This window comes from Micromonospora sp. NPDC050795, from assembly GCF_044456785.1.
Taxonomy (GTDB): Bacteria; Actinomycetota; Actinomycetes; order Mycobacteriales; family Micromonosporaceae; genus Micromonospora.
On sequence record NZ_JBITGE010000024.1, the window covers coordinates 35,930 to 55,077 of the forward strand.

Below are 19,148 nucleotides of genomic sequence, written 5' to 3' on the forward strand. Positions count from 1 at the left end.
GACCTCAAGGATTGGCCCGTGTGGACCCTCTGCTGAGTGAGTTCGACTCGTTCGTCCGTGCCCGCACTCCGGCGTTACTGCGCTCGGCCTACCTGCTCACCGGCGACCAGCACCTGGCCGAGGACCTCGTCCAGTCGGCCCTGGCCCGGACCCACCGCTCCTGGAACCGCCTGCACCACAGCGGCAACGCCGAGGCGTACACCCGCAAGACCATGTACCACCTACAGGTGTCCTGGTGGCGACGGCGCCGGGTACCCGAGTCGATGCCGGGCGATCTGCCCGAGCCACGCGGAGGCGACTCGGCCCCGGACCACGCCCACCAGACCAGTCTGCGGCTCACCCTGCGGGCGGCACTGGCGAAGCTCTCCCCGAAGCAACGCGCCGTGCTGGTGCTGCGGTTCTTCGAGGACCGCACCGAGTCTGAGGCGGCGGACCTGCTCGGCGTCACGATCGGCACCGTGAAGAGCCAGACGGCCAAATCACTGGCCAGGCTGCGCGCCGTCGCGCCCGAACTCGCCGAGCTGTACGTCCTGGAAGGGAGTACCCAATGAACGACCAGCGCCTCCGGCTCGACCTGACCGCCCTGGCCGACGAGGTCACCTCCGTCGACCTGCGGGACCGGACCCTGCGCACGTCCCGTCGGCTCGGTATCCAACGGGCGGTTGCCACGTCGGCCGCCGCGCTGGTGCTGATCGCCGCAGCGGCCGGCACCGCCTTCGCCATCCGGCCGGACCAGTCTCCGCCCCCGCTGCCGGCTGACACGCCGTCGGTCACCGCGTCGCCCTCGCCGACTCCGACGCCCACCCCGACGCCGTCCGGCAGCGCTGGCGACACGCCCGGGGCCCCGCCCAGCGGCGGGTCCAGCACGAACACCCCGTCCGTGCAGTTCGGCAAGCTCTTCTACGGCCCCGCTGTCAATCTCCCCGGTGAGAACGGGAATCTGCGGTCGTGGCGTCCGGGTGAGGACCCGGTGCGACTCATGTCGCTGCCGCACAGCGCAGCGACGCTCAACGCGAACGTGTCGCCGGATGGTCGCCGGGTGGCCTGGGTGGGTGAGGGTGCCGACGACAGCGACAGCCTCTACATCGCCAACGTCGATGGGTCGAACAAGCAGAAGATGCGCTCGGAGGTGGATCCGTACTGCGTCACTCCGGCCTGGTCTCCCGACGGGCGGCAGTTGCTGTTCCGTGAGAATCTGCCGGCCGGTGGATCTGGCCGGTTCGGGTTGTTGGATACGCGCTCCGAGAAGAGGACGGTGCGCTGGTGGCGCACCGAACCTTCGGCCTGCCATGCCGTCTGGTCGGCGGACGGTAAGACCATCGCCATGACGGAGGACGCCGGGGTCACCCTCTTTGGCACGGACGGCACGAAGAAGCGGGCCGTACCGGGCTTCGCCGTGGGCAGATTGACCAGCAACGACATCGCCAGCCTGTCCTCGGACGGCTCTCGCATCGCTCTGCTGGTAAAGAAGCCCAACGAGGATGCCGGCGACATCGCTCGTGAACTTCAGGCTAACGCGGTGATCGACACCCGAACTGGCAAGCAGGTCTCGTTGTCGTTGGGTGGGCGCACCCTGCATCAGGTCTACTTCCAGACCGACGGCTCCATGGTCGTGCGGGTCAAGACCAGCAACGGGTACGCGGTGCTGCTGGTGGACGAGGACGGTAGGAAGATCTCCGAGACCGCCGAGCCGGCGACGCTGAAGGACATGCAGATCCTGGCCGTCGTCGACTGACCGATCAGCGCGAGAAAGGGCGGGTCACCCTCGGGTGGCCCGCCCTTTCTTCGTCTGCGCACCGCCGATGAGCCGGGTGCTGATCACGGTCGGTGAACTGGGGAAAGGGTTGCCGGTGCGAGCGGATCCGACTGTCCGGTAGTAGCGCGGCGCTACGGCAACTCGCCATGGGCAGAGGCTCGTCTTGGGTGGTGTCAGGTTCGGTAAGCCTCCACAAAGGATCGAAACGATGAACCTCGGCCTGTTCACCCATCCCACCCGTCCCGCCTCGGCCCGCCGTTCCGGCGCGCTCGCCGTTCCGGCGGCACTGCTGCTGCTGCTGCTGACGTTCGGCGCTGCAGCCTGCGGCACCGCCGACCCGAAGACCACGCCCGCTCCGACCGAAAGCGTCACCGGCACCGCTACCGCCACCGCCGTTCCCGCGACCGGTGACACCTCGGCCGCAGGCACTGGCGGCTCCGTGCCGGACGCGGCCCCGGCCGACGCTCCGGCCCGCCCGGCGGTCGGCTCGACGCAGTGGCCGCAGCTCACCTGGTACGCCGCCGAGGAGCACAGCCAGAAGCAGAACGACCCGGCCCGGATCTGGCGGCGTACCGCTGCCGGGAACTGGCAGGTGGTGCGTTCGGGCCGTCCCGAGAACGGCGCGTTCGGCGGCCCGCTCGCTGTCTCTCCGGACGGCCGACGGGCGGCCTGGATGGAACCGTCCGCCCGCCGGCTGGTGATCAGCGCGTTCGACGGCACGAAGCGGCTCGTCATCCCGACCCAGGGTCAGCAGACCTGCGCGCCGAGCTGGCTCGACTCCGGGCGGGTGCTGTACGGCCTGGGGCGGGAGAAGGAGCTGACGCTCATCGCGGTCAACGCCGACGGGACCGGGCAAAAGGTGCTCGCCACCCACTACCCGAAGTGTCCGACGGTGTCCGGCGGATGGATCGCCCAGGTCGGCGCGCAGACCGTGGCGATCGGGGACGAGCGAGGCGTCCGACGTGCGATCAGCCCGCGCCTCCCCGCCGGCCTCGTCATTGGTGGGGTGGCGGCGATCTCCGGCAACGGCCAGACGCTGGTGATCAGCGCCCACACGACCAGCCCTGGCTGATGTGGCTGCGGCTGGCGGTTCCGCAACTACCGGGTCGACGCCGCCAGCGGGGCAGTCACCGAGCTGGTGCCGTTGGACCCGGCCTGGAAGCAGCCGACCGGGCACGGCGAAGCCATCGACGGGCTCGTCCTGGCCGACGGCGGCCTGGTGGTGCAGGTCAACGCGGCGACGCCGTCCGACGGCGCGCCGGCAAACCGGCTGGTCCGGTACGCCGCCAGTGGCCGGGTGCTGGCCACCGCGTCGGTGCCCGCCAGCCAGCCGTGGGGTGGTCTGCTGGGCTGAGCTCCCGGTGCAGCGTCACCGGGTATGAGGGACCGGCCACTCACGGGGGTGGCCGGTTCCGCCCGTCGTCGTCCGCGCAATGACCTCCGACACGTAGTGGATTCGGGGCGGTGCCGGGCATTGCTGCGGTGACAGACTGGTCGCCGCAGGCAACGGGTGGCGTGAGGGAGGCGCGGGTGCGCTGGGGCAGTTTTGTCGCGGTCGGGGACAGCTTCACCGAGGGTATGGACGACGCGTACCCGGACGGCACTTTCCGAGGCTGGGCGGACCTGGTGGCGACCCGGCTCGCTGCCGACGCGGGGCCCGACTTCCGGTACGCGAACCTGGCCATCCGGGGCCGGCTCTTCCCCAGCGTGGTCGCCGAGCAGGTGCCCTCCGCCGTGGCGATGAAGCCGGACCTGATCAGCTTCGCGGCCGGTGGCAACGACGTGCTGCGGCGCACCTTCGACCCGGACACGCTGGTCGCCCGCTTCGACGAGGTGGTCCGGCAACTGCGCTCGGGTGGCGCGGACGTGCTCCTCTTCCGGTTCGCGGACGTGATGGCCCGACTGCCCGGCCAACGCCTCGTCGCCCCCCGGGTGCAGTTGCTCAATCAGGCGGTCGGTGAGACCGCCGAGCGGCACGGCGCGATCATGGTCGACCTGTACGCCGACGACACGTTCCTCAACCCCATGCTCTGGAGCACCGACCGGCTGCACCTCTCCCCGGCCGGGCACCGCCGGGTCGCCGGGCAGGTGCTGAACGCCCTCGGGGTTGGTTGCGACGAGGAGTGGCTGATGGTTCCGCCGCACCCGGCGCCGTCACCATGGTTGGCCGCCCGCGCCTCCGACCTGCGGTGGGCCGGTCAGTACCTCGCCCCCTGGGTGAAGCGGCGGTTGACCGGTCGGTCGTCCGGCGACACTGTGACGGCGAAGCGCCCGCAACTCGGCCCGCTCGTCGACTGATCATGCTCACAGTGCACACGGCCTCCCTGCTACGCCGTGATCCGGACGGCGACCCGTTGCCCGACCACGCCGTGCTGGTCAGTGGCGACCGCATCGAGGCCGTCGGCCCACTGGCCGAGCTGAGTTCGGCGTACGCCAACGCCCGGGTTCGCCGCTGGCCCGGCTCGCTGGGGCCGGGTCTGCTGCACGACGGTCCGCTGCCACCCGCTCCGACCCCGCGTGAGCGGGTGCACGCGCTGCTGCGTACCGGGGTGACGGCGGTGCTGGCGGAACACCTGACCGACCCTGCCCTGCGGGCCGCTGCCGAGCATGGCGACCTGCTGGTGCTGGCCACCGCCGTGGCGCCGACGCTGCGTCCGGGCGGGCGGGCCGACCTCGCGGTACACGGCCTCGACGGCACCTGCCTGGTGACCGTCGTCGCTGGCCGGATCGCCCACCGTCGCGCCTGAACGGCGTACCTTGGGGATCATGTCTGTGCCGAACGATCCCGATCCCCGCCTCCAGTCGTACGCGGACCCGCAGCGGCTGGTCACCACCGAGTGGCTGGCCGAGCATCTGGGCGATGAGGGCCTCGTCGTCGTCGAGTCCGACGAGGACGTGCTGCTCTACGAATCCGGTCACATTCCCGGTGCGGTCAAGGTCGACTGGCACCTGGAATTGAACGATCAGGTGACCCGGGACTACCTGGACGCCACGAGCTTCGCCGAGATGTGCGCCGCGAAGGGCATCGGCCGGGGCGACACCGTCGTCTTCTACGGCGACAACTTCAACTGGTGGGCCGCGTACGCCCTCTGGGTCTTCTCGCTCTTCGGTCACGCCGATGTGCGTCTGCTCGACGGCGGCCGGCAGAAGTGGATCGCCGAGGGACGCGAGGTGACCCGCGACAAGACGGCTCGCCCGCGCGCCGACTATCCGGTGCCGCTGCGTGACGACGCCCCGCTGCGGGCCTTCCGGGAGCAGGTCATGGCGCACGTCGCGTCCGGCCGGCCGCTCGTCGACGTCCGGTCGCCGGGTGAGTACACGGGCGAGATGCTGCACATGCCGGACTACCCGCAGGAGGGTGCGCTGCGCGGTGGGCACATCCCGGGCGCGGTCAGCAAGCCGTGGAAGTCCGCCGCCAACGAGGACGGCACGTTCAAGTCGGCCGACGAGCTGAAGGTGATCTACGCCGACCAGCTCGGGCTGAGCCCGGACGACGACGTGATTGCGTACTGCCGGATCGGCGAGCGGTCCAGCCACACCTGGTTCGTGCTGCGGCACCTGTTGGGCTACCCGCAGGTGCGCAACTACGACGGCTCGTGGACCGAGTGGGGCAACCTGGTCCGGGCACCAGTGGTCAAGGGTGACCAGCCTGGTGGCCTGGCCGCCTGACCGGATTGTCGTGTGATCGACTCGGGTTCCCTGGTGTCGGGCTGTCCCCTTCGCTGGGACACCGCGGTATCCATGAACCCGAGTCGATCACGTCGGCACGACGCGACAGTCGTCAGCTGGCCAGCGCGATCACGCCGCGCAGGTCGCGGACGATGCCGGTGATCTCGCCGGTCTCCGGGTGCCAGCGCGCCAGGGCGGCCGGTTCCAGCCTCAGCAGCACCGAGCCCTTGTTGTCCCAGCCCAGCACCTCGCAGCAGCCCTTGGCGCGGTCCCGGCCCAGGTCGAGCAGGTGGAGCACGGCGCCGGTCCGCGCGTCCAGCACCGCGGCTCCCTCGGCGCCACTGATCTCGCCGCTGGTGATCCAGGCTGCTCGGGCCAGTCGCTCGCCGTGCAGCCAGCCCCGGCCGTAGAACTCGTTGACCTGGTAGGGCGACGGCAACGCCGAGGCGTTGATCGGCTGCTCGGAGCGGAGTTCACCCTCCCGGGCGGTCCGGCTGCGGAGCTTCAGGCCGGTCCCCTCGCCGTACATGTCGATCAACGGGGCCTCGCGGCCGGCGGCCGGGTCGGGCGCGATCAACTCCCAGGTCGACACGTCGATCGTGCTGGCCGCCCCGGTGGCCCGGTCCACCGCGTACGTCCGGTCGTCGCCCCCGACCAGCACCCGGTCGTGCGCCCACACCACCTGCTCCAGGTAGCCGTCGAGCGGTATCCGGCGGACGGCCGCCGTGGTGAGGTCGATCATGATCAGCTCTTTGGTCTGCGCGAACGCGGCCGACCGGCCGTCCGGCGACAGCACTCCCGGCTTGAGGGCCGTTGCCTCGTTGCCGCTCGCGTCCCGGGTGGGTGCCAGCGGCACCACGTCGAGGCTGCGCACCACGCCGTCGTTGCCGAGCACCCGGACCGGGCCGTCCTCGCGACCCTCCTCGTCCAGCGGCTGGAACAGGGCCAGTGCCCGCTGGACCGGTCGCTCGGAGAGCGGCACTGTCGCCGGGGCACCGAGCTTCGCCAACGGATCGGGCGGGTAGGTCAGGTCTGCGGGCGGTCGCTGCACAGGAGCACCGTGGGTGGGATCGGCGGTCGGGGTCACCGTCGGGCCGACCGGTGGAACCGGCGCCGGATCGGCGGGCGGTCGCAGCGCCGCAACAGTGCCACCGCCGACAAGGAGCACGGCCACGGCGACCACTCCGACGGCCCGCCGGGTACGCCGGGTACGCCGAGCCCGCTCCCATCCGGCGGCGGCCGGCTGGCTGGGGAGCACGTCCTGGACGCTGAGGGTCAGCAGTTGGCGCAGTTCCTGCTCGTTCACGGGTTCACCTCCAAGCCGCTGGCCAGATCGGCCGAGCCATGGCTCGGCCGGGCATCGCGGGCGAGGTCCGGGGCGACCTCGCGGAGTCGGCGCAGCGCCGCGTGGCACTGGCTCTTGACGGTGCCGACGGTCACTCCGAGCGCCTCGGCGGTGGCGACCTCGGTCAGGTCCTCGTAGTAGCGCAACACCAGCACGGCCCGCTGCCGTGGTGGCAGCAGGCCCAGCGCGTCGTGCATCGTCAGCCGTAACGCGCCGTCACGGTCGTGGGCCACCTGGTCCGGCGGTGCGGCGCTGAGCCATTCCCGCCGTCGGCGACGCCACCACGACACCGAGTCGCGATAGAGGATGGCCCGCACGTACGCGGAAGGGTCGCCGTTGCGGACCGAGGACCAGCGCAGCGCCAGCTTCAGCAGCGCGTCCTGGAGGAGGTCCTCAGCCTGATGCTGGTTGCCGCAGATCAGGTAGGCCGCGCGGAGCAGCCGGTGCTGGTGGTTCTCCACGAAGGCGAGGTAGCCCTCGCGTCCGTCGTCCCTCGGCGGCGCCATCCGCCCCCCTCCCGGCCGTCGCGCTGTACGCGTCAACTGGCAGACGCACGGGAGGTGGGAAAAGGTTGGGTCAGCCCGGTGGCGTTCCGGTCAGATAGCGCTGGAGCGTCGGCGCGATCCAGGAGACCAGGTCGTCCGGCGGGGTGTCCACCATGGGCGGCAGGCGGACGATGTACCGGGTGAAGGCGAGGCCGAGGATCTGGCTGGCCACCAGGCCGGCCCGTCGGGCGGTCAGCGCCGGGTCGCCGCCGAACGTGGCCACGGCGGCGGTGAGCTGGTCGGCGAAGATGCCGCGCATGCGTTCGGCCGCGCCGGGGTTGGTGCTGGCGGCCCGCAGCAGCGCCACCAGGGTCTCGTCGCCCTCCCAGCGGGCGAGGAAGTGCCGGACCAGCACCTCACCGAGACGGGCGGGCGGCACCGAGGTCAGGTCGGGCAGGCGTAGGTCGAACTCGGCCGCCGCCGCGAACAGCCCCTCCTTGCTGCCGTAGTAGCGCATCACCATCGAGGGGTCGATCTGGGCGTCGGCGGCGATGGCCCGGATCGTGGCGCGCTCGTAGCCGTCCGCCGCGAACCGTTCCCGGGCCGCTCGCAGGATCGCCGCCCGGGTGGTGTCGGAGCGTCGGGGCGGGGTCGACTGGGCGGACTGGGTCATGCCAACGACCGTAGGCCAACAAGTGTTGACACGCAATCGGGCGGGCCCTAGCGTTGCCAACAAGTGTTTGCCAACAGGTGTTGGCAACGGTCTTCTGGAGGTGGCCATGCTGCCCACGAGCACCGACGTCCTGGTGGTGGGCGCCGGCCCCACCGGTCTCGCCACCGCGTTGACGCTGGCAAGGCGCGGCGTCGAGGTGACAGTGCTGGACCGGTTGGCCGCGCCGCCGACGACCTCCCGCGCCGCCGTCGTGCACGCGTACACCCTGGAGGTGCTGGACCGGATCGACGCCGCGACGCCGTTGATCGCCCAGGCGGTGCGGACGCCGCGCTTCACAGTGCGCGACCGGGACCGGGTGCTGCTGTCGGTGCCGTTCCACGAGTTGCCGTCCCGCTTCCCCTACGCGCTGCTGGTCTCCCAGGCGGTCACCGAGGCCGTGCTCACCGAGAAGTTGGCTGAACGCGGTGTCCAGGTACGACGGCCGTGCCAGCTCACCGGGCTGAGCCGCGCCGGTGACGGCATGCTCGCGCAGGTCGATGGGGAGGCGCTGCGGGCCCGGTTCGTGGTCGGCGCGGACGGCCTGCACAGCACGGTCCGACAGTTGGCCGGCATCGGCTTCACCGGCAGCAGCGACGAAGAGTCCTTCGTGCTCGCCGACGTACGGGTACGCAGCGTGCTGCCCCGCGACGAGGCGGCGCTCTTCCTCGCCCGCCCCGGACCGCTGGTCTGGGCGCCGCTGCCCGGCGGGGTGGTCCGGTTGGTCGCCGCAGTGGCGGACGCCCCGACCGAACCGGACGCGGCCTACCTCCAGGCGCTGCTCGACGAGCGCGGCCCGGCGCGACGACCCGACCGGGTGACCGAGGTGCTCTGGGGCTCCCGGTTCCGGGTGCACCACCGCATCGCCGACACCTTCCGAGTCGGACCGGTGCTGCTGGCCGGCGACGCCGGGCACGTGCACAGCCCGGCCGGCGGGCAGGGCATGAACCTCGGCATCTGTGACGCGGTGGCACTCGGCACCGCTGTGGCGGACGTGCTCGACGGCGGCCCGGAGACGTTACTCGACGACTACACCGCCCGGCAGCGGCCGATGGCCGAGGACGTGCTGAGCTTCGCCGCCGGGCTGACCAGGATGGCCGGTGTCTCCCCGGCTCGTCGGCCCGCCCGGGACGTGCTGCTCCGGCTGCTCGGTGCCGTTCCACCGGCCCGCCGACGCATCGCGCTGCGCCTGTCCGGGCTGTCGCACCGGGAGCGGACGCCGGGCTAACCCGCGTGGCTCGACATGGCGGACACGGCCGGTCGCAGTGTCCGCCACGCGGCGACGGTGACCAGCGCGAACGTCGCCGCCGCAGCGCCCGCCACCGGCGCCGTGCCGGACGACGCGGCGGCCAGCCCGGCGAGCGCCGCCCCGAACGGTGCGGTGAGCAGACCGACCATCCGCTGGGCCGCACCGACCCGGCCCAGCAGGTCGCTCGGCACCTGCCGCTGCCCGTACGACGCCCACAGGCTGTTCCACACCACGGTGCCGGCGGCGAAGACGGCCAGCGCGATCCCGCCCGACACCGGATGCCGAGCCAGCGCGAAGCCGGTCAACGCCACGGTCTCCACGGCCAGCACCGCACGCAGCGCCGGCACCGTGCCGAGTCGGGCGGCGATCCGCCCCGCCCCGAGCGCCCCCGCCACGCCCCCGACGATGGCGGCGGCCGCGAATAGCCCGTACCCCGCCGGTGGCACCCGGAGCACGTCCAGTGCATAGAGCACCAGCACCGCCATGATTCCGCTGATCGCCAGGTTGCTCGCGGCGGTGAGCACCGTGACCCGCCACAGGGTCCGGTGCGCCATCAACCACCGCAGCCCCTCGACGATCTCGCCCCAGACCGAGCCGCGCCGCCGCGCCGATCCCGGGGTGATCGCGGAAGGCGCACCGAGGGCCAGCACGAGCAGGGCTGCCACCGCGAAGGTGACGGCGTCGACTGCGAACGGAAGTGCCGGGGCGACGGCGAACAGGACACCGGCGGCGGGCGCCCCGACGAAGCCACCGGCCACCGCCGACCCCGCCTGGAGTCGACCATTCGCCCGGGGCAGCGCGTCCGGTGGCACCAGCGCGGGGAGCAGCGCGAACGACGCGGAGTCGAAGAGAGTGCCAAAAGTGGCGAGCAGGAACGCCACCACCACCAGCAGCACCAGCACGCTGACCCGGTCGAGCGCGACCACCACGGCCAGCGCCGCCACCACTGCCGCGCGTAACCCGTCGACCACCGCCATCGTCCGGCGGCGGTCCCAGCGGTCCGCGTACACGCCGCCGAGCAGGCCGAAGAGCAGCGGCGGCAACTGCCCGGCCACGGTGACCGCCGCGATGATCCGCGGATCACGGGTCACTGTCGCGGCCAGCAGGGCCAGCGCCGGGGTACGCAGCGCGTCCCCGAACCGGGACGAGACGGCCGCGGACCACAGGAGCTGGAAGTCCCGGCCCAGAGCGGAGGAAGTCATGCGGGCGACCGTGCCGGTTCGACCGGGTCGAGGGTCAAGCCGCCGAGTAGAGAGGGGACCGCGCCGGTCGGTGATCATGGGTACGGTGAGCGCCGGTATCGGGACGGGGAGACAACAGGCGTGGATCACACTTTCCAGGTCGACCTACGTGGCGTGGTTGACCTGCTCAGTCATCACCTCTACGGCAGCCCGCGGGTCTACGTCCGTGAGCTGCTCCAGAACGCGGTGGACGCGATCACCGCCCGCCGCAGGACCGAACCGCACGCGCCGGCCCTGGTACGCATCGAACCCCCGGACAGCACCGGCGACGGCACACTGCGGGTGCACGACACCGGCATCGGCCTGACCGAGGCGCAGGTGCACGAGCTGCTGGCCACCATCGGCCGCAGCTCGAAGCGCGACGAGCTCGGCTTCTCCCGGCACGAGTTCCTCGGCCAGTTCGGCATCGGTCTGCTCTCCTGCTTCCTGGTGGCCGACGAGATCCAGGTGCTCACCCGGCACGGCGACGAGCCCACGGTTCGCTGGACCGGGTACGCCGACGGCCGCTACGCGGTGACGGTGACCCCGCCGGAGGCCGCTCGCGCCGAGCCGGGCACCACCGTCACGCTGGTGCCCCGCCGCGACGCCGACCAGTGGTTCACCACCGCGACCGTCACCGACCTGGCCCGGCTCTTCGGCGCGCTGCTGCCGGTCACGGTCCGCGTCGGCGACGTCGTCACCACCGCCGGGGAGCCCCCCTGGCCGACCACGCCGGGTGCGCCGCTGGACCGCGCGGCGCTGATCCGGTACGCCCGGGAGACGCTCGGCGTGGACCCGTTCGACGTCGTGGCGCTGGCCGTGCCGGAGGCCGGGCTGACCGGTGTCGCCGTCATCCTGCCGACGCCGGTGAACCCGGCGGCCCGGGCCGGGCACCGCGTCTACCTCAAGCGGATGCTGCTCACCGAAAACGCCGACGGGCTGCTGCCGGAGTGGGCGTTCTTCGCACACTGCGTGGTGGACGCGACCGAGCTGCGCCCGACCGCCAGCCGGGAGGCCCTCTACGAGGACACCCTGCTGACGGCGACCCGGGAGGCCCTCGGCGACCAGGTGCGCGGCTGGCTGGTCCGGTTGGCCCGGCATGACCCGCACCGGCTGGCCGAGTTCCTCCAGGTGCACCACCTCGGCGTGAAGGCCCTGGCGCTGCACGACGACGAGATGCTCCGGCTGGTCGACCGGTGGTGGCCCATGGACACCAACGTCGGCACGCTCACCCTCGCCGAGTTCCGGGAGCGCTACGGCGTGGTCCGCTACGCGGCCAGCCTGGACGAGTTCCGTCAACTGGCCGCTGTCGCCGCCGCGCAGGACCTGGCGGTGGTCAACGCCGGCTACACGTACGACACCGAGCTGATCGAGCGGCTGCCGGTGGTGGACCGCTCGGTGCTCATCGAGCGGCTGGAACCGAGTGACCTCACCACCCGGTTCGACGCGCTCGACCCGCAGGTGGAGTTGGCGTTGCGACAGTTCCTCGCGGCGGCGCAGCGGGCCGTCGAGCGTTCCGGCTGCGAGGTGGTCATCCGGGCGTACGACCCGGTTTCCCTGCCCGCGCTCTACCTGGTCAGCCGGTCGGCGGCGTTCAACGACCAGCTCGCGGCCAGCCGGGACCGGGCCGACGAGCTGTGGGGTGGAGTGCTCGACGCGCTCGCCGCCACCGCCCCGCCGGACCGTCCGCAGTTGGTGCTCAACCACCGCAACCCGCTGGTCCGACGGGTGACCATGCTGAGCGACCCGGAGCTGGTCGGTCTGGCCATCGAGGCGCTGTACGGGCAGGCGCTGCTGCTCGGCCACCACCCGATCCGCGCCGCCGACGCGGCGTTGCTGAACGATTCCTTCCTCGGCCTGCTCGGCCGGGCTGTCCCGGGACGGGAGTGAGCATGAGCGACGAGGATCTGTGGCGGGTGCTGCGCGGCATCGCCGACATGCCGTACGGGGCGGGGCAGATCGCCGCCCTGGAGCAGTTGCTGCGCCGGGTGGACGCCGCCGACGACCGACACCTCGCATTCGTCACCCGGATGCAGGCCACCACCGGCTACATCTACGGCGGTGAGCCGGCCAAGTCCTTCGTGACCTTCTCCTGGTGCCTGTCCGAGTTCGACAGCGACCCGCAGCCGTACCACCAGGGGCACCTGCACAACCTGCTCTGGCACTTCAAGTACATGATCAACGGTCTGCTGAACTTCCCGGAGGTGCCGCTCGACCGCACGTACGCCGTGCTGGACGACATGGAACGCCGCTACCGGGCCGGCGGGCACAGCCTGCAGGCCGTGCACAAGCACCGGTTCCGCGTCGCCGACCACGTGGGCGACGTCGAGGCCGCGGCGCACTGGTACCGCCTCTGGCAGACCACCCCGCGCGACGCCCTGTCCGACTGCGCCGGTTGTGACCCCACGAGCCAGGTGGGCTACCTCGCCGACACCGGGCGGGACGTCGAGGCGGTGGAGTTGGCCGAGCCGGTGCTCGCCGGCCGGCTCAACTGCAACGAGCAGCCGCAGTCGATCCTCACCGCGCTGCTCCTGCCGTACCTGCGGACCGGGCGGGCCGAGGAGGCGCGGGACGCGCACCGGGAGGCGTACCGCCGGCAGCGCGGCAACCTCGCCAACCTGTGGGACATCGCGGACCACGTCGAGTTCTGCACGCTGACCGGCAACGAGGCGCGAGCGATCGAGCTGGTCGAGCGGCACCTGGACTGGCTGGACCGGCCGCCGTCGCCGGCCGCCGCCATGCACTTCTCGGCGGCGGCCGCCGCGGCCCTGCGTCAGGCCGGCCCGTCGGCCGTGTACCGCCGGGCCGCCGAGGGCCGGCCCGCCGCCGAGGTGTCGGCGGCGTCGTTGGCGGACGAGCTGGCCGAAACCGCCGCCGGTCTGGCCGCCCGCTTCGACGCCCGTAACGGCACGAGCCACCAGTCGGAGTGGATCGCCAGTCGGCTGGCCGTGCAGGCGAGCGGCGAGCATGTGCCGCTGTCCGCGAGCGTCCGCCGCCGTCCAACCCGACCGGTCGAGGACGAGCCGACCGGCGCGCCGGGGACACCGGCGTCGTCCGCGGACCGGGCCCGGCGGGTGCGAACCGGCAGGGCTGAACCACAGGTCGTGACAGTGCCCGGAGACGCCGGCCCGGACGATCTGTTGGACCTCGCGGAGCAGAGCTGGGGCCGGCACGACCGGGGCACCTTCCGGGCGGCGCTGGTTGCCTTCGACGACCGGTTCGGCTCCGCCGAGCTGCCCGCCCGCACGTCCGCGCACCGGCTGGCCCTGCGCGCGTCGGAGCGTGGCGACGATGACGACATCGAGGGTGCGATCACGCTGAATCGGGCGGCGTTGGAGCTGTACCGGGAGGCGGGCGAGGAGGTGGCGGCCCAGACGGTCGCCGGGCGGCTCGGCGTGCTGTTGACCCGGTTCGACGAGGACACCGAGGAGGGCCTGCTGCTGGTGCGGGAGGCGGCCGACGTCCTGGACCGGCTCGGCGACGCCCAGCAGAAGGCGGCCGGACACGACCGGGTGGCGTTGGCGCTGCTGCACCGCGAGCGTTGGGCGGACGCGCTCGCCGCGCTCGACCGGGTACCGGCCGACGCGGGCGGCGATCGGCACCTGACCGCCCGGATCGCACTGCACCGGGGGCACCTGCTGGAGCAGTTGGACCGCGTCGGCGAGGCCCGCGCCGCTGTCGACGAGGCACGCCGGATCGGCCGGGAGTTGGGTGTCGGCGAGGTGGTCACCGGTGCCTGCCTGGCGTACGCGCGGCTGGTCGACGATCCGGCGGACGCCGTGGCCGCCTGCGACGAGGCGTTGGAGGCGGCACCGGCGGACGCGGAGCTGCCGGTCCGGGTCGCCCGCGCCCGGGCGTTGCTGGCGGCCGGCCAGACTGCGGACGCGGTCGACGACTTCGTCGAGGCGGTGACGCTGTGCGTGGAGCGGGGTGCCGAGGGGGACGCGTTCCTGCGGTGGGAGCTGGCGAACGCGTACCGGATCGTGGGCCGGCTCGCCGAGGCCGCCGAGGTCGCCGAGGAGGCCGTGCTCGGTCTGGACCGGTTGGGCGCTCAGGCGGAGGCCGACCGCTGCCGGCACCTGCTGGCCGGCGTCTACGCCGGACTTGGTGAGATCGATCCCGCGTTGGCACTGTTGGAACAGTTGGCCGGTAATCTGGACGGACCGGACAACCTTCCGTACCGGGCGCAGGTTCTGGAGGAGGCCGGCGGGATCCTCTACGACGCAGACCGGGACGCGGCGGCGGGCGAGCGGTTCGCCGCCGCGGCCGAGGCGTACCGGCTCGGTGACCTGCCGTTGGACGAGCTGCGTGCCCGGCGACGGGAGACGTACGCCTGGTTCTGGGCCGACGACCGGGACGCGGCGTTGCGCACGGTCGGTGTGGTGGACGCGTTGGCGGCGAAGCTGGCCGGGCAGGCCGAACCGCCGGTGCTGTACGAGGTGGCACTGGCGGCCGAGGCCGGAGCGCGGGTGCTCACCGGTGAGGACCGCCCGGACGAGGCTCTGGGCCGGCTCGCCGGGGTGCCGGACCGGTTGCGCTCGATCGAGGCGTTCGGCGAGGCCGCCCAGGTGGAGGCCCTGATCGGTGAGTTGCTGCTGCGCCTGGACCGGCCGGCCGAGGCGGAGCCGCTCCTGCGCCGCGTACTCGGTGGGTTGCCGGCCGCCTCGCGGCAGGTCCGCCAGACGGCCTGGCTGCTGGCTCGGGTGTTGGATCTGCTCGATCGGCCCACGGAAGCCGAGGCGCTGCGCGCCGAACACGACCTGGACGAGGCCGACTGACCTCGCCGGCCGCCCCTGGCCAGGTCAGGGGCGGCCCGGCCCGGGACGGACGGACGGGACTGACCGGCAACCATCGCGGGCTCCTCGCGGTCTAGGCTTGTCCGGTGACGGTGGAGCAGCAGGCACGGGGTGCGGCGGGCGCGGGCCGGCGCAGGTCCCGCAAGGACGAGATCCTGGAGATCGCGGTAGGTCTGTTCGCGGCGCGTGGCTATCACGGCGTCTCGATGGACGACATCGGCGCGGCTGCCGGGGTCACCGGTCCGGCGCTCTACCACCACTTCGCCGGCAAGGAAGCCATGCTGGCTGCCGCGCTGATTCCTGTCAGTGAGGGGTTGCTGGCCGGTGGGCGGGAACGCGCCGTCGGGCGCTCGGACGACCCGCGCGGCGTGCTGGAGTCGCTGATCGACTTCCACGTCGAGTTCGCGTTGGCCAACCCGGCGGTGATCGCGTTGCACCTGCACGAGCTGGACCGCCTGCCCGAGGAGCCGCGGCGGCGGATCCGTCGCCTGCAACGGCTCTACGTCGAGGAGTGGGTGACAGTGCTCACCGCGCTGCACCCGGGGATGCCCGACGGTGAGGCCCGGGTGCTCGCGCACGCCGCGTTCGGCCTGATGAACTCGACGCCGTTCCTCGGTGGTGAGGTGGACCGGCGACGCCGCGCGGAGCTGCTGCGCGGCGCGACACTGGCCGCGCTGCTCGCCTGAGCCGACTCGTCAGAACCGTCCCGATCATGATTCCCTGACATCGTCCCACCATCCGGACGCCGGGAGGAAACATGATCGAGTCACTGCTGGTCGCCAATCGGGGCGAGATCGCCCGCCGGATCATCCGGACCGCCAAGCGGCTCGGCATCCGCGTGATCGCGGTGCACTCGGAGGCCGACGCCGACCTGCCGTTCGTCGCGGAGGCGGACGAGGCGGTCCTCATCGGCCCACCGAACCCGGCGCTGAGCTACCGCAACACCGAGGCGATCCTCGCCGCCGCCACGTCGACGGGCGCGCAGGCGATCCACCCCGGGTACGGCTTCCTGTCGGAGAACGCCGAGTTCGCCCGTACCGTCGAGGCGAGCGGCCTGATCTGGGTCGGACCCGACGCGGACGCGATCACCGCGATGGGCGACAAGATCAACGCCCGGAACCTGATGGCGGCGGCCGGTGTTCCGGTCGCGCCGGGCACCACCGACCCGGCCGCCGACCTTGACGCTGCGGTGACGGCCGCGGCCGAGATCGGCTACCCGGTGATGGTCAAGGCCGCCGCCGGCGGTGGCGGCATGGGCATGGGCGTGGCGGTCGACGAGGCCGCGCTACGCGCCGAGTACGACAAGGTGCGCGCGTTCGCCGAGCGGATGTTCGGCGACGGTTCGGTGTTGATCGAGCGGTACTTTCCCCGGGTACGGCACGTCGAGGTGCAGATCCTCGGCCTGGCCGACGGTCGGGTGGTGGCGCTCGGTGAGCGGGAGTGCTCGGTGCAGCGGCGCAACCAGAAGTTGGTCGAGGAGTCCCCGTCGCCGGCTGTCTCGCCGGAGCTGCGATCCCGGCTCCTGGCGGCGGCGGTGCGGGCCGGCGAGGCGGTTGGCTACCGCAACGCGGGCACCGTGGAGTGCCTGTTCGACCCGGCCACCGGCGAGTTCTTCTTTCTGGAGATGAACACGCGGTTGCAGGTGGAGCACCCGGTGACCGAGTACGTGTACGGCATCGACCTGGTCGAGGAGCAGTTGCGGGTGGCCTCCGGGTTGGCGCCGACGTTCGACCCGGACGCGTTGACCCCGAGTGGGCACGCCATCGAGATGCGGATCAACGCGGAGGACCCGAAGCGCTTCCTGCCCGGCCCGGGTGTGATCAGGACGTGGGTGGAGCCGACGGGTGCGGGTGTCCGGGTGGACTCCGGCTACACCGAGGGCAACACGGTCACCCCGTTCTACGACAGCCTGCTGGCCAAGCTGATCATCAGCGGCGCGACCCGCGACGAGGTGCTCGATCGCGCGAAGGCAGCCGTCGCCGCGTTCCAGATCGAGGGTCCGAAGAACAACGTCCCCTTCTTCACCGAGTTGCTGGAGAACGAGGAGTTCCGCTCCGGCGCCTACGACACGGGCATCGTCTCCCGCATGCGCTGACCGCCCGAGCCGTCGACAGTCGTTCGGCGGCGAGGCAAGACTGGTTCGCCCGCCCTTTGCTCTGCTTACCTATATGCGCCAGCGGTTGCCAGGATGACGGACAGTAACCGTCGCAGATAGGGCAGCAGAGCAAAGCGGCCGACATGCTGTCCCGATCCGACGTCACAGCGAGGTGACCGATGAGTCAACTGCCAGATTCCGTCTCGATCCGTGAGGTCGGGCCGCGCGACGGGTTGCAGAACGAGGACCCGATCCCGACCGACGCCAAGGTGCGGCTGCTCGACGCCCTCTCCGGCACCGGCGTACGCCGAATCGAGGCGGTGTCGTTCGTGCACCCGAGGGCGATCCCGCAGATGGCCGACGCCGACGAGGTGTGGCGGCGGGCGGTGAAGGCCGACGGGGTGCGGTACTCCGCGCTGGTGCCGAACACCCGGGGCGCCCAGCGCGCGCTCGCCGCCGGATTCACCGAGATCGAGGTGGTGGTCTCGGCCAGCGACACGCACAACCGGCGCAACGTCAACCGGTCCACGGACGAGTCGCTGGACGACATCGCCGAGCTCATCGACCTGCTGCACGGCGCGTCGGCGCGGGTCGAGGTGATCGTGGCGACCAGCTTCGGCTGTCCGTACGAGGGGGACATCGACCCGCAGCGGGTGGCCGGGATCGTGGACCGGGTCGTCCGCGACGGCGCGGACCGGGTCGCGTTCGGCGACACCACCGGCATGGGCACCCCACGTCGGGTCCGCGAGCTGCTGACCGCGGTACGCGACCGCAACGCGCACGTGCCGGTCCTGCTGCACTTCCACAACACCCGGGGTACGGCGCTGGCCAACCTGCTGACCGCGTTGGAGCTGGGGGTGACCGAGTTCGACGCCAGCGTCGGTGGCCTCGGTGGCTGCCCGTACGCGCCGGGGGCGAGCGGCAACCTGGCCACCGAGGAGGCCGTGCACATGCTGCACGACATGGGCATCGACACCGGCATCGACCTGCCGGCGCTCATCGAGGTGGCGGAGTTGGCCGAGGAGTTGCTCGGCAAGAAGCTGCCGTCGGGTGTGCTGCGGGCCGGTCCGCGTACCCGGCTGACGCCGCTGCCGAGCTGAGGACGCGACGAAGGGGCCGACGCACGCGCCGGCCCCTTCGTTTTTCGGGTTCGGTCAGTTCACCGTGGTGAGCGCGCTCGGCCAGCTGTCGCGGAAGATGTCCGCGCTGCGGTCGGTGGCGCTGAACGTGCCGGCGAAGAGGTTGCTGACCCGGTTCGCCTCGGCGCTGCTCGGGTACGGGTTGGTGCAGCTGGTGCCGGCGCTGCCGCCGGACATCAGCAGTGAGCAGTTCCCGTTGTAGTTGTCCGGCAGACCGAGGATGTGCCCGATCTCGTGCGTCATGATCCGCAGCGGGCTGTACTGCGCGGCCTGCTGGGTGTCGATGTAGACCCGGCCGTTGCCGAGGCTGGTCCGCACGGCGTACGAGCCGCCGCCGGTGATCTGGTAGATGCGCAGGTTCGAGCCGCAGTTGGCGGAGAGCGTGAGGTTGACTGTGGCGTTGTTCCAGATCGAGGCGGCCTGGTTGGCCATGCCGGCGTAGCTGCCCGCCTGACTGGTGTTGTAGCAGATCGTCATGGCGGCGGACGCGGGCGACGGGTTGGCGACCGTGACGCCGAGGGTGGCGAGTGTCGTCGCGAGCACCGCGACGGCGAGCCGATTGAGTCGTGAGGTCATCGCTGACTCCAATCTGAGAGGGGTGTCAGGAGCCTAGCGATGTGTATTCACGTTTTTCAATGTCTTGCTCTCGGCTCAACTGTCTGGTTCGCTCGTAGGTCGCCGGCGG

The 19,148-nt window shown here is 71.9% G+C and carries 18 protein-coding genes; 13 read left to right on the top strand and 5 right to left on the bottom strand.

What is annotated here, in order from left to right:
• The first annotated feature begins 20 nt into the window (after nucleotides 1-20).
• The 7 genes from ACIBEF_RS21205 to ACIBEF_RS21235 all read left to right on the top strand — a co-directional run bounded on the left by ACIBEF_RS21205 (nucleotide 21) and on the right by ACIBEF_RS21235 (nucleotide 5,425).
• Nucleotides 21-551 (top strand): SigE family RNA polymerase sigma factor, encoded by a 531-nt coding sequence (locus ACIBEF_RS21205; protein WP_396794915.1) that lies wholly within the window; start codon nucleotides 21-23, stop codon nucleotides 549-551.
• On the top strand, nucleotides 548-1,735 hold the full coding sequence (locus ACIBEF_RS21210) for a TolB family protein (RefSeq protein WP_396794916.1): 1,188 nt from the start codon (nucleotides 548-550) through the stop codon (nucleotides 1,733-1,735). The genes ACIBEF_RS21205 and ACIBEF_RS21210 overlap by 4 nt, the downstream gene beginning before the upstream one ends.
• A gap of 229 nt (nucleotides 1,736-1,964) precedes the next feature.
• Nucleotides 1,965-2,828, top strand: a complete 864-nt coding sequence (locus tag ACIBEF_RS21215) for a hypothetical protein (RefSeq protein WP_396794917.1) — start codon at nucleotides 1,965-1,967, stop codon at nucleotides 2,826-2,828.
• 66 nt (nucleotides 2,829-2,894) lie between these two features.
• Complete coding sequence (locus ACIBEF_RS21220; protein WP_396794918.1) at nucleotides 2,895-3,110, top strand: hypothetical protein; 216 nt, start codon at nucleotides 2,895-2,897, stop codon at nucleotides 3,108-3,110.
• A 176-nt stretch (nucleotides 3,111-3,286) separates the two neighbouring features.
• Nucleotides 3,287-4,054: an SGNH/GDSL hydrolase family protein gene (locus ACIBEF_RS21225; RefSeq protein WP_357194723.1), complete on the top strand. Its 768-nt coding sequence runs from the start codon at nucleotides 3,287-3,289 to the stop codon at nucleotides 4,052-4,054.
• A gap of 2 nt (nucleotides 4,055-4,056) precedes the next feature.
• On the top strand, nucleotides 4,057-4,503 hold the full coding sequence (locus ACIBEF_RS21230) for an imidazolonepropionase-like domain-containing protein (RefSeq protein WP_396794919.1): 447 nt from the start codon (nucleotides 4,057-4,059) through the stop codon (nucleotides 4,501-4,503).
• Between the two features lie 19 nt (nucleotides 4,504-4,522).
• The gene (locus tag ACIBEF_RS21235; RefSeq protein ID WP_396794920.1) at nucleotides 4,523-5,425 is read left to right on the top strand and encodes a sulfurtransferase; all 903 of its coding nucleotides are present in this window, start codon (nucleotides 4,523-4,525) and stop codon (nucleotides 5,423-5,425) included.
• Nucleotides 5,426-5,537: 112 nt separating this feature from the next.
• On the opposite strand, the gene ACIBEF_RS21240 is transcribed toward ACIBEF_RS21235, so the two are convergent.
• The 3 genes from ACIBEF_RS21240 to ACIBEF_RS21250 form a co-directional block, all read right to left on the bottom strand.
• Nucleotides 5,538-6,731 carry a hypothetical protein gene (locus tag ACIBEF_RS21240; RefSeq protein WP_396794921.1) on the bottom strand — a complete coding sequence of 398 codons (1,194 nt, stop codon included), beginning with the start codon at nucleotides 6,729-6,731 and terminating at the stop codon, nucleotides 5,538-5,540.
• A complete protein-coding gene (locus ACIBEF_RS21245) occupies nucleotides 6,728-7,276 on the bottom strand; it encodes a SigE family RNA polymerase sigma factor (RefSeq protein WP_396794922.1) in 549 nt (182 codons plus the stop codon). The genes ACIBEF_RS21240 and ACIBEF_RS21245 overlap by 4 nt, the downstream gene beginning before the upstream one ends.
• A gap of 70 nt (nucleotides 7,277-7,346) precedes the next feature.
• Entirely contained in the window at nucleotides 7,347-7,928 is a 582-nt protein-coding gene (locus ACIBEF_RS21250) for a TetR family transcriptional regulator (RefSeq protein ID WP_357194738.1), read from the bottom strand.
• Between the two features lie 106 nt (nucleotides 7,929-8,034).
• Here ACIBEF_RS21250 and ACIBEF_RS21255 point away from each other — a divergent pair, with 106 nt between their 5' ends.
• Nucleotides 8,035-9,192 carry an FAD-dependent oxidoreductase gene (locus ACIBEF_RS21255; protein WP_396794923.1) on the top strand — a complete coding sequence of 386 codons (1,158 nt, stop codon included), beginning with the start codon at nucleotides 8,035-8,037 and terminating at the stop codon, nucleotides 9,190-9,192.
• Here ACIBEF_RS21255 and ACIBEF_RS21260 read toward each other — a convergent pair.
• The gene (locus ACIBEF_RS21260) at nucleotides 9,189-10,415 is read right to left on the bottom strand and encodes an MFS transporter (protein ID WP_396794924.1); all 1,227 of its coding nucleotides are present in this window, start codon (nucleotides 10,413-10,415) and stop codon (nucleotides 9,189-9,191) included. The two genes, ACIBEF_RS21255 and ACIBEF_RS21260, sit on opposite strands and share 4 nt — an antisense overlap.
• A gap of 120 nt (nucleotides 10,416-10,535) precedes the next feature.
• Between ACIBEF_RS21260 and ACIBEF_RS21265 the strand changes: the two genes are divergently transcribed.
• The 5 genes from ACIBEF_RS21265 (at nucleotide 10,536) to ACIBEF_RS21285 (ending at nucleotide 18,424) form a co-directional block, all read left to right on the top strand.
• A complete protein-coding gene (locus ACIBEF_RS21265) occupies nucleotides 10,536-12,323 on the top strand; it encodes an HSP90 family protein (protein WP_396794925.1) in 1,788 nt (595 codons plus the stop codon).
• 2 nt (nucleotides 12,324-12,325) lie between these two features.
• Nucleotides 12,326-15,211, top strand: coding sequence for a hypothetical protein (locus ACIBEF_RS21270; protein WP_396794926.1), 2,886 nt, complete (start codon nucleotides 12,326-12,328; stop codon nucleotides 15,209-15,211).
• A gap of 104 nt (nucleotides 15,212-15,315) precedes the next feature.
• Complete coding sequence (locus tag ACIBEF_RS21275) at nucleotides 15,316-15,915, top strand: TetR/AcrR family transcriptional regulator (protein ID WP_238669677.1); 600 nt, start codon at nucleotides 15,316-15,318, stop codon at nucleotides 15,913-15,915.
• A gap of 71 nt (nucleotides 15,916-15,986) precedes the next feature.
• Nucleotides 15,987-17,324, top strand: a complete 1,338-nt coding sequence (locus ACIBEF_RS21280) for an acetyl/propionyl/methylcrotonyl-CoA carboxylase subunit alpha (protein WP_396794927.1) — start codon at nucleotides 15,987-15,989, stop codon at nucleotides 17,322-17,324.
• A 179-nt stretch (nucleotides 17,325-17,503) separates the two neighbouring features.
• Nucleotides 17,504-18,424 carry a hydroxymethylglutaryl-CoA lyase gene (locus tag ACIBEF_RS21285; protein WP_396794928.1) on the top strand — a complete coding sequence of 307 codons (921 nt, stop codon included), beginning with the start codon at nucleotides 17,504-17,506 and terminating at the stop codon, nucleotides 18,422-18,424.
• A gap of 54 nt (nucleotides 18,425-18,478) precedes the next feature.
• Here ACIBEF_RS21285 and ACIBEF_RS21290 read toward each other — a convergent pair whose 3' ends face one another.
• A complete protein-coding gene (locus tag ACIBEF_RS21290; protein ID WP_396794929.1) occupies nucleotides 18,479-19,039 on the bottom strand; it encodes a snapalysin family zinc-dependent metalloprotease in 561 nt (186 codons plus the stop codon).
• Between the last annotated feature and the right edge of the window lie 109 nt (nucleotides 19,040-19,148).

Excerpts from the sequence above, each read along its gene's own strand:
- ACIBEF_RS21210 (WP_396794916.1), top strand. The coding sequence starts at position 548 with ATGAACGACCAGCGCCTCCGGCTCGACCTGACCGCCCTGGCCGACGAG.
- ACIBEF_RS21215 (WP_396794917.1), top strand. The coding sequence starts at position 1,965 with ATGAACCTCGGCCTGTTCACCCATCCCACCCGTCCCGCCTCGGCCCGC.
- ACIBEF_RS21230 (WP_396794919.1), top strand. The coding sequence starts at position 4,057 with ATGCTCACAGTGCACACGGCCTCCCTGCTACGCCGTGATCCGGACGGC.
- ACIBEF_RS21235 (WP_396794920.1), top strand. The coding sequence starts at position 4,523 with ATGTCTGTGCCGAACGATCCCGATCCCCGCCTCCAGTCGTACGCGGAC.
- ACIBEF_RS21245 (WP_396794922.1), bottom strand. The coding sequence starts at position 7,276 with ATGGCGCCGCCGAGGGACGACGGACGCGAGGGCTACCTCGCCTTCGTG.
- ACIBEF_RS21250 (WP_357194738.1), bottom strand. The coding sequence starts at position 7,928 with ATGACCCAGTCCGCCCAGTCGACCCCGCCCCGACGCTCCGACACCACC.
- ACIBEF_RS21255 (WP_396794923.1), top strand. The coding sequence starts at position 8,035 with ATGCTGCCCACGAGCACCGACGTCCTGGTGGTGGGCGCCGGCCCCACC.
- ACIBEF_RS21260 (WP_396794924.1), bottom strand. The coding sequence starts at position 10,415 with ATGACTTCCTCCGCTCTGGGCCGGGACTTCCAGCTCCTGTGGTCCGCG.
- ACIBEF_RS21270 (WP_396794926.1), top strand. The coding sequence starts at position 12,326 with ATGAGCGACGAGGATCTGTGGCGGGTGCTGCGCGGCATCGCCGACATG.
- ACIBEF_RS21280 (WP_396794927.1), top strand. The coding sequence starts at position 15,987 with ATGATCGAGTCACTGCTGGTCGCCAATCGGGGCGAGATCGCCCGCCGG.
- ACIBEF_RS21285 (WP_396794928.1), top strand. The coding sequence starts at position 17,504 with ATGAGTCAACTGCCAGATTCCGTCTCGATCCGTGAGGTCGGGCCGCGC.
- ACIBEF_RS21290 (WP_396794929.1), bottom strand. The coding sequence starts at position 19,039 with ATGACCTCACGACTCAATCGGCTCGCCGTCGCGGTGCTCGCGACGACA.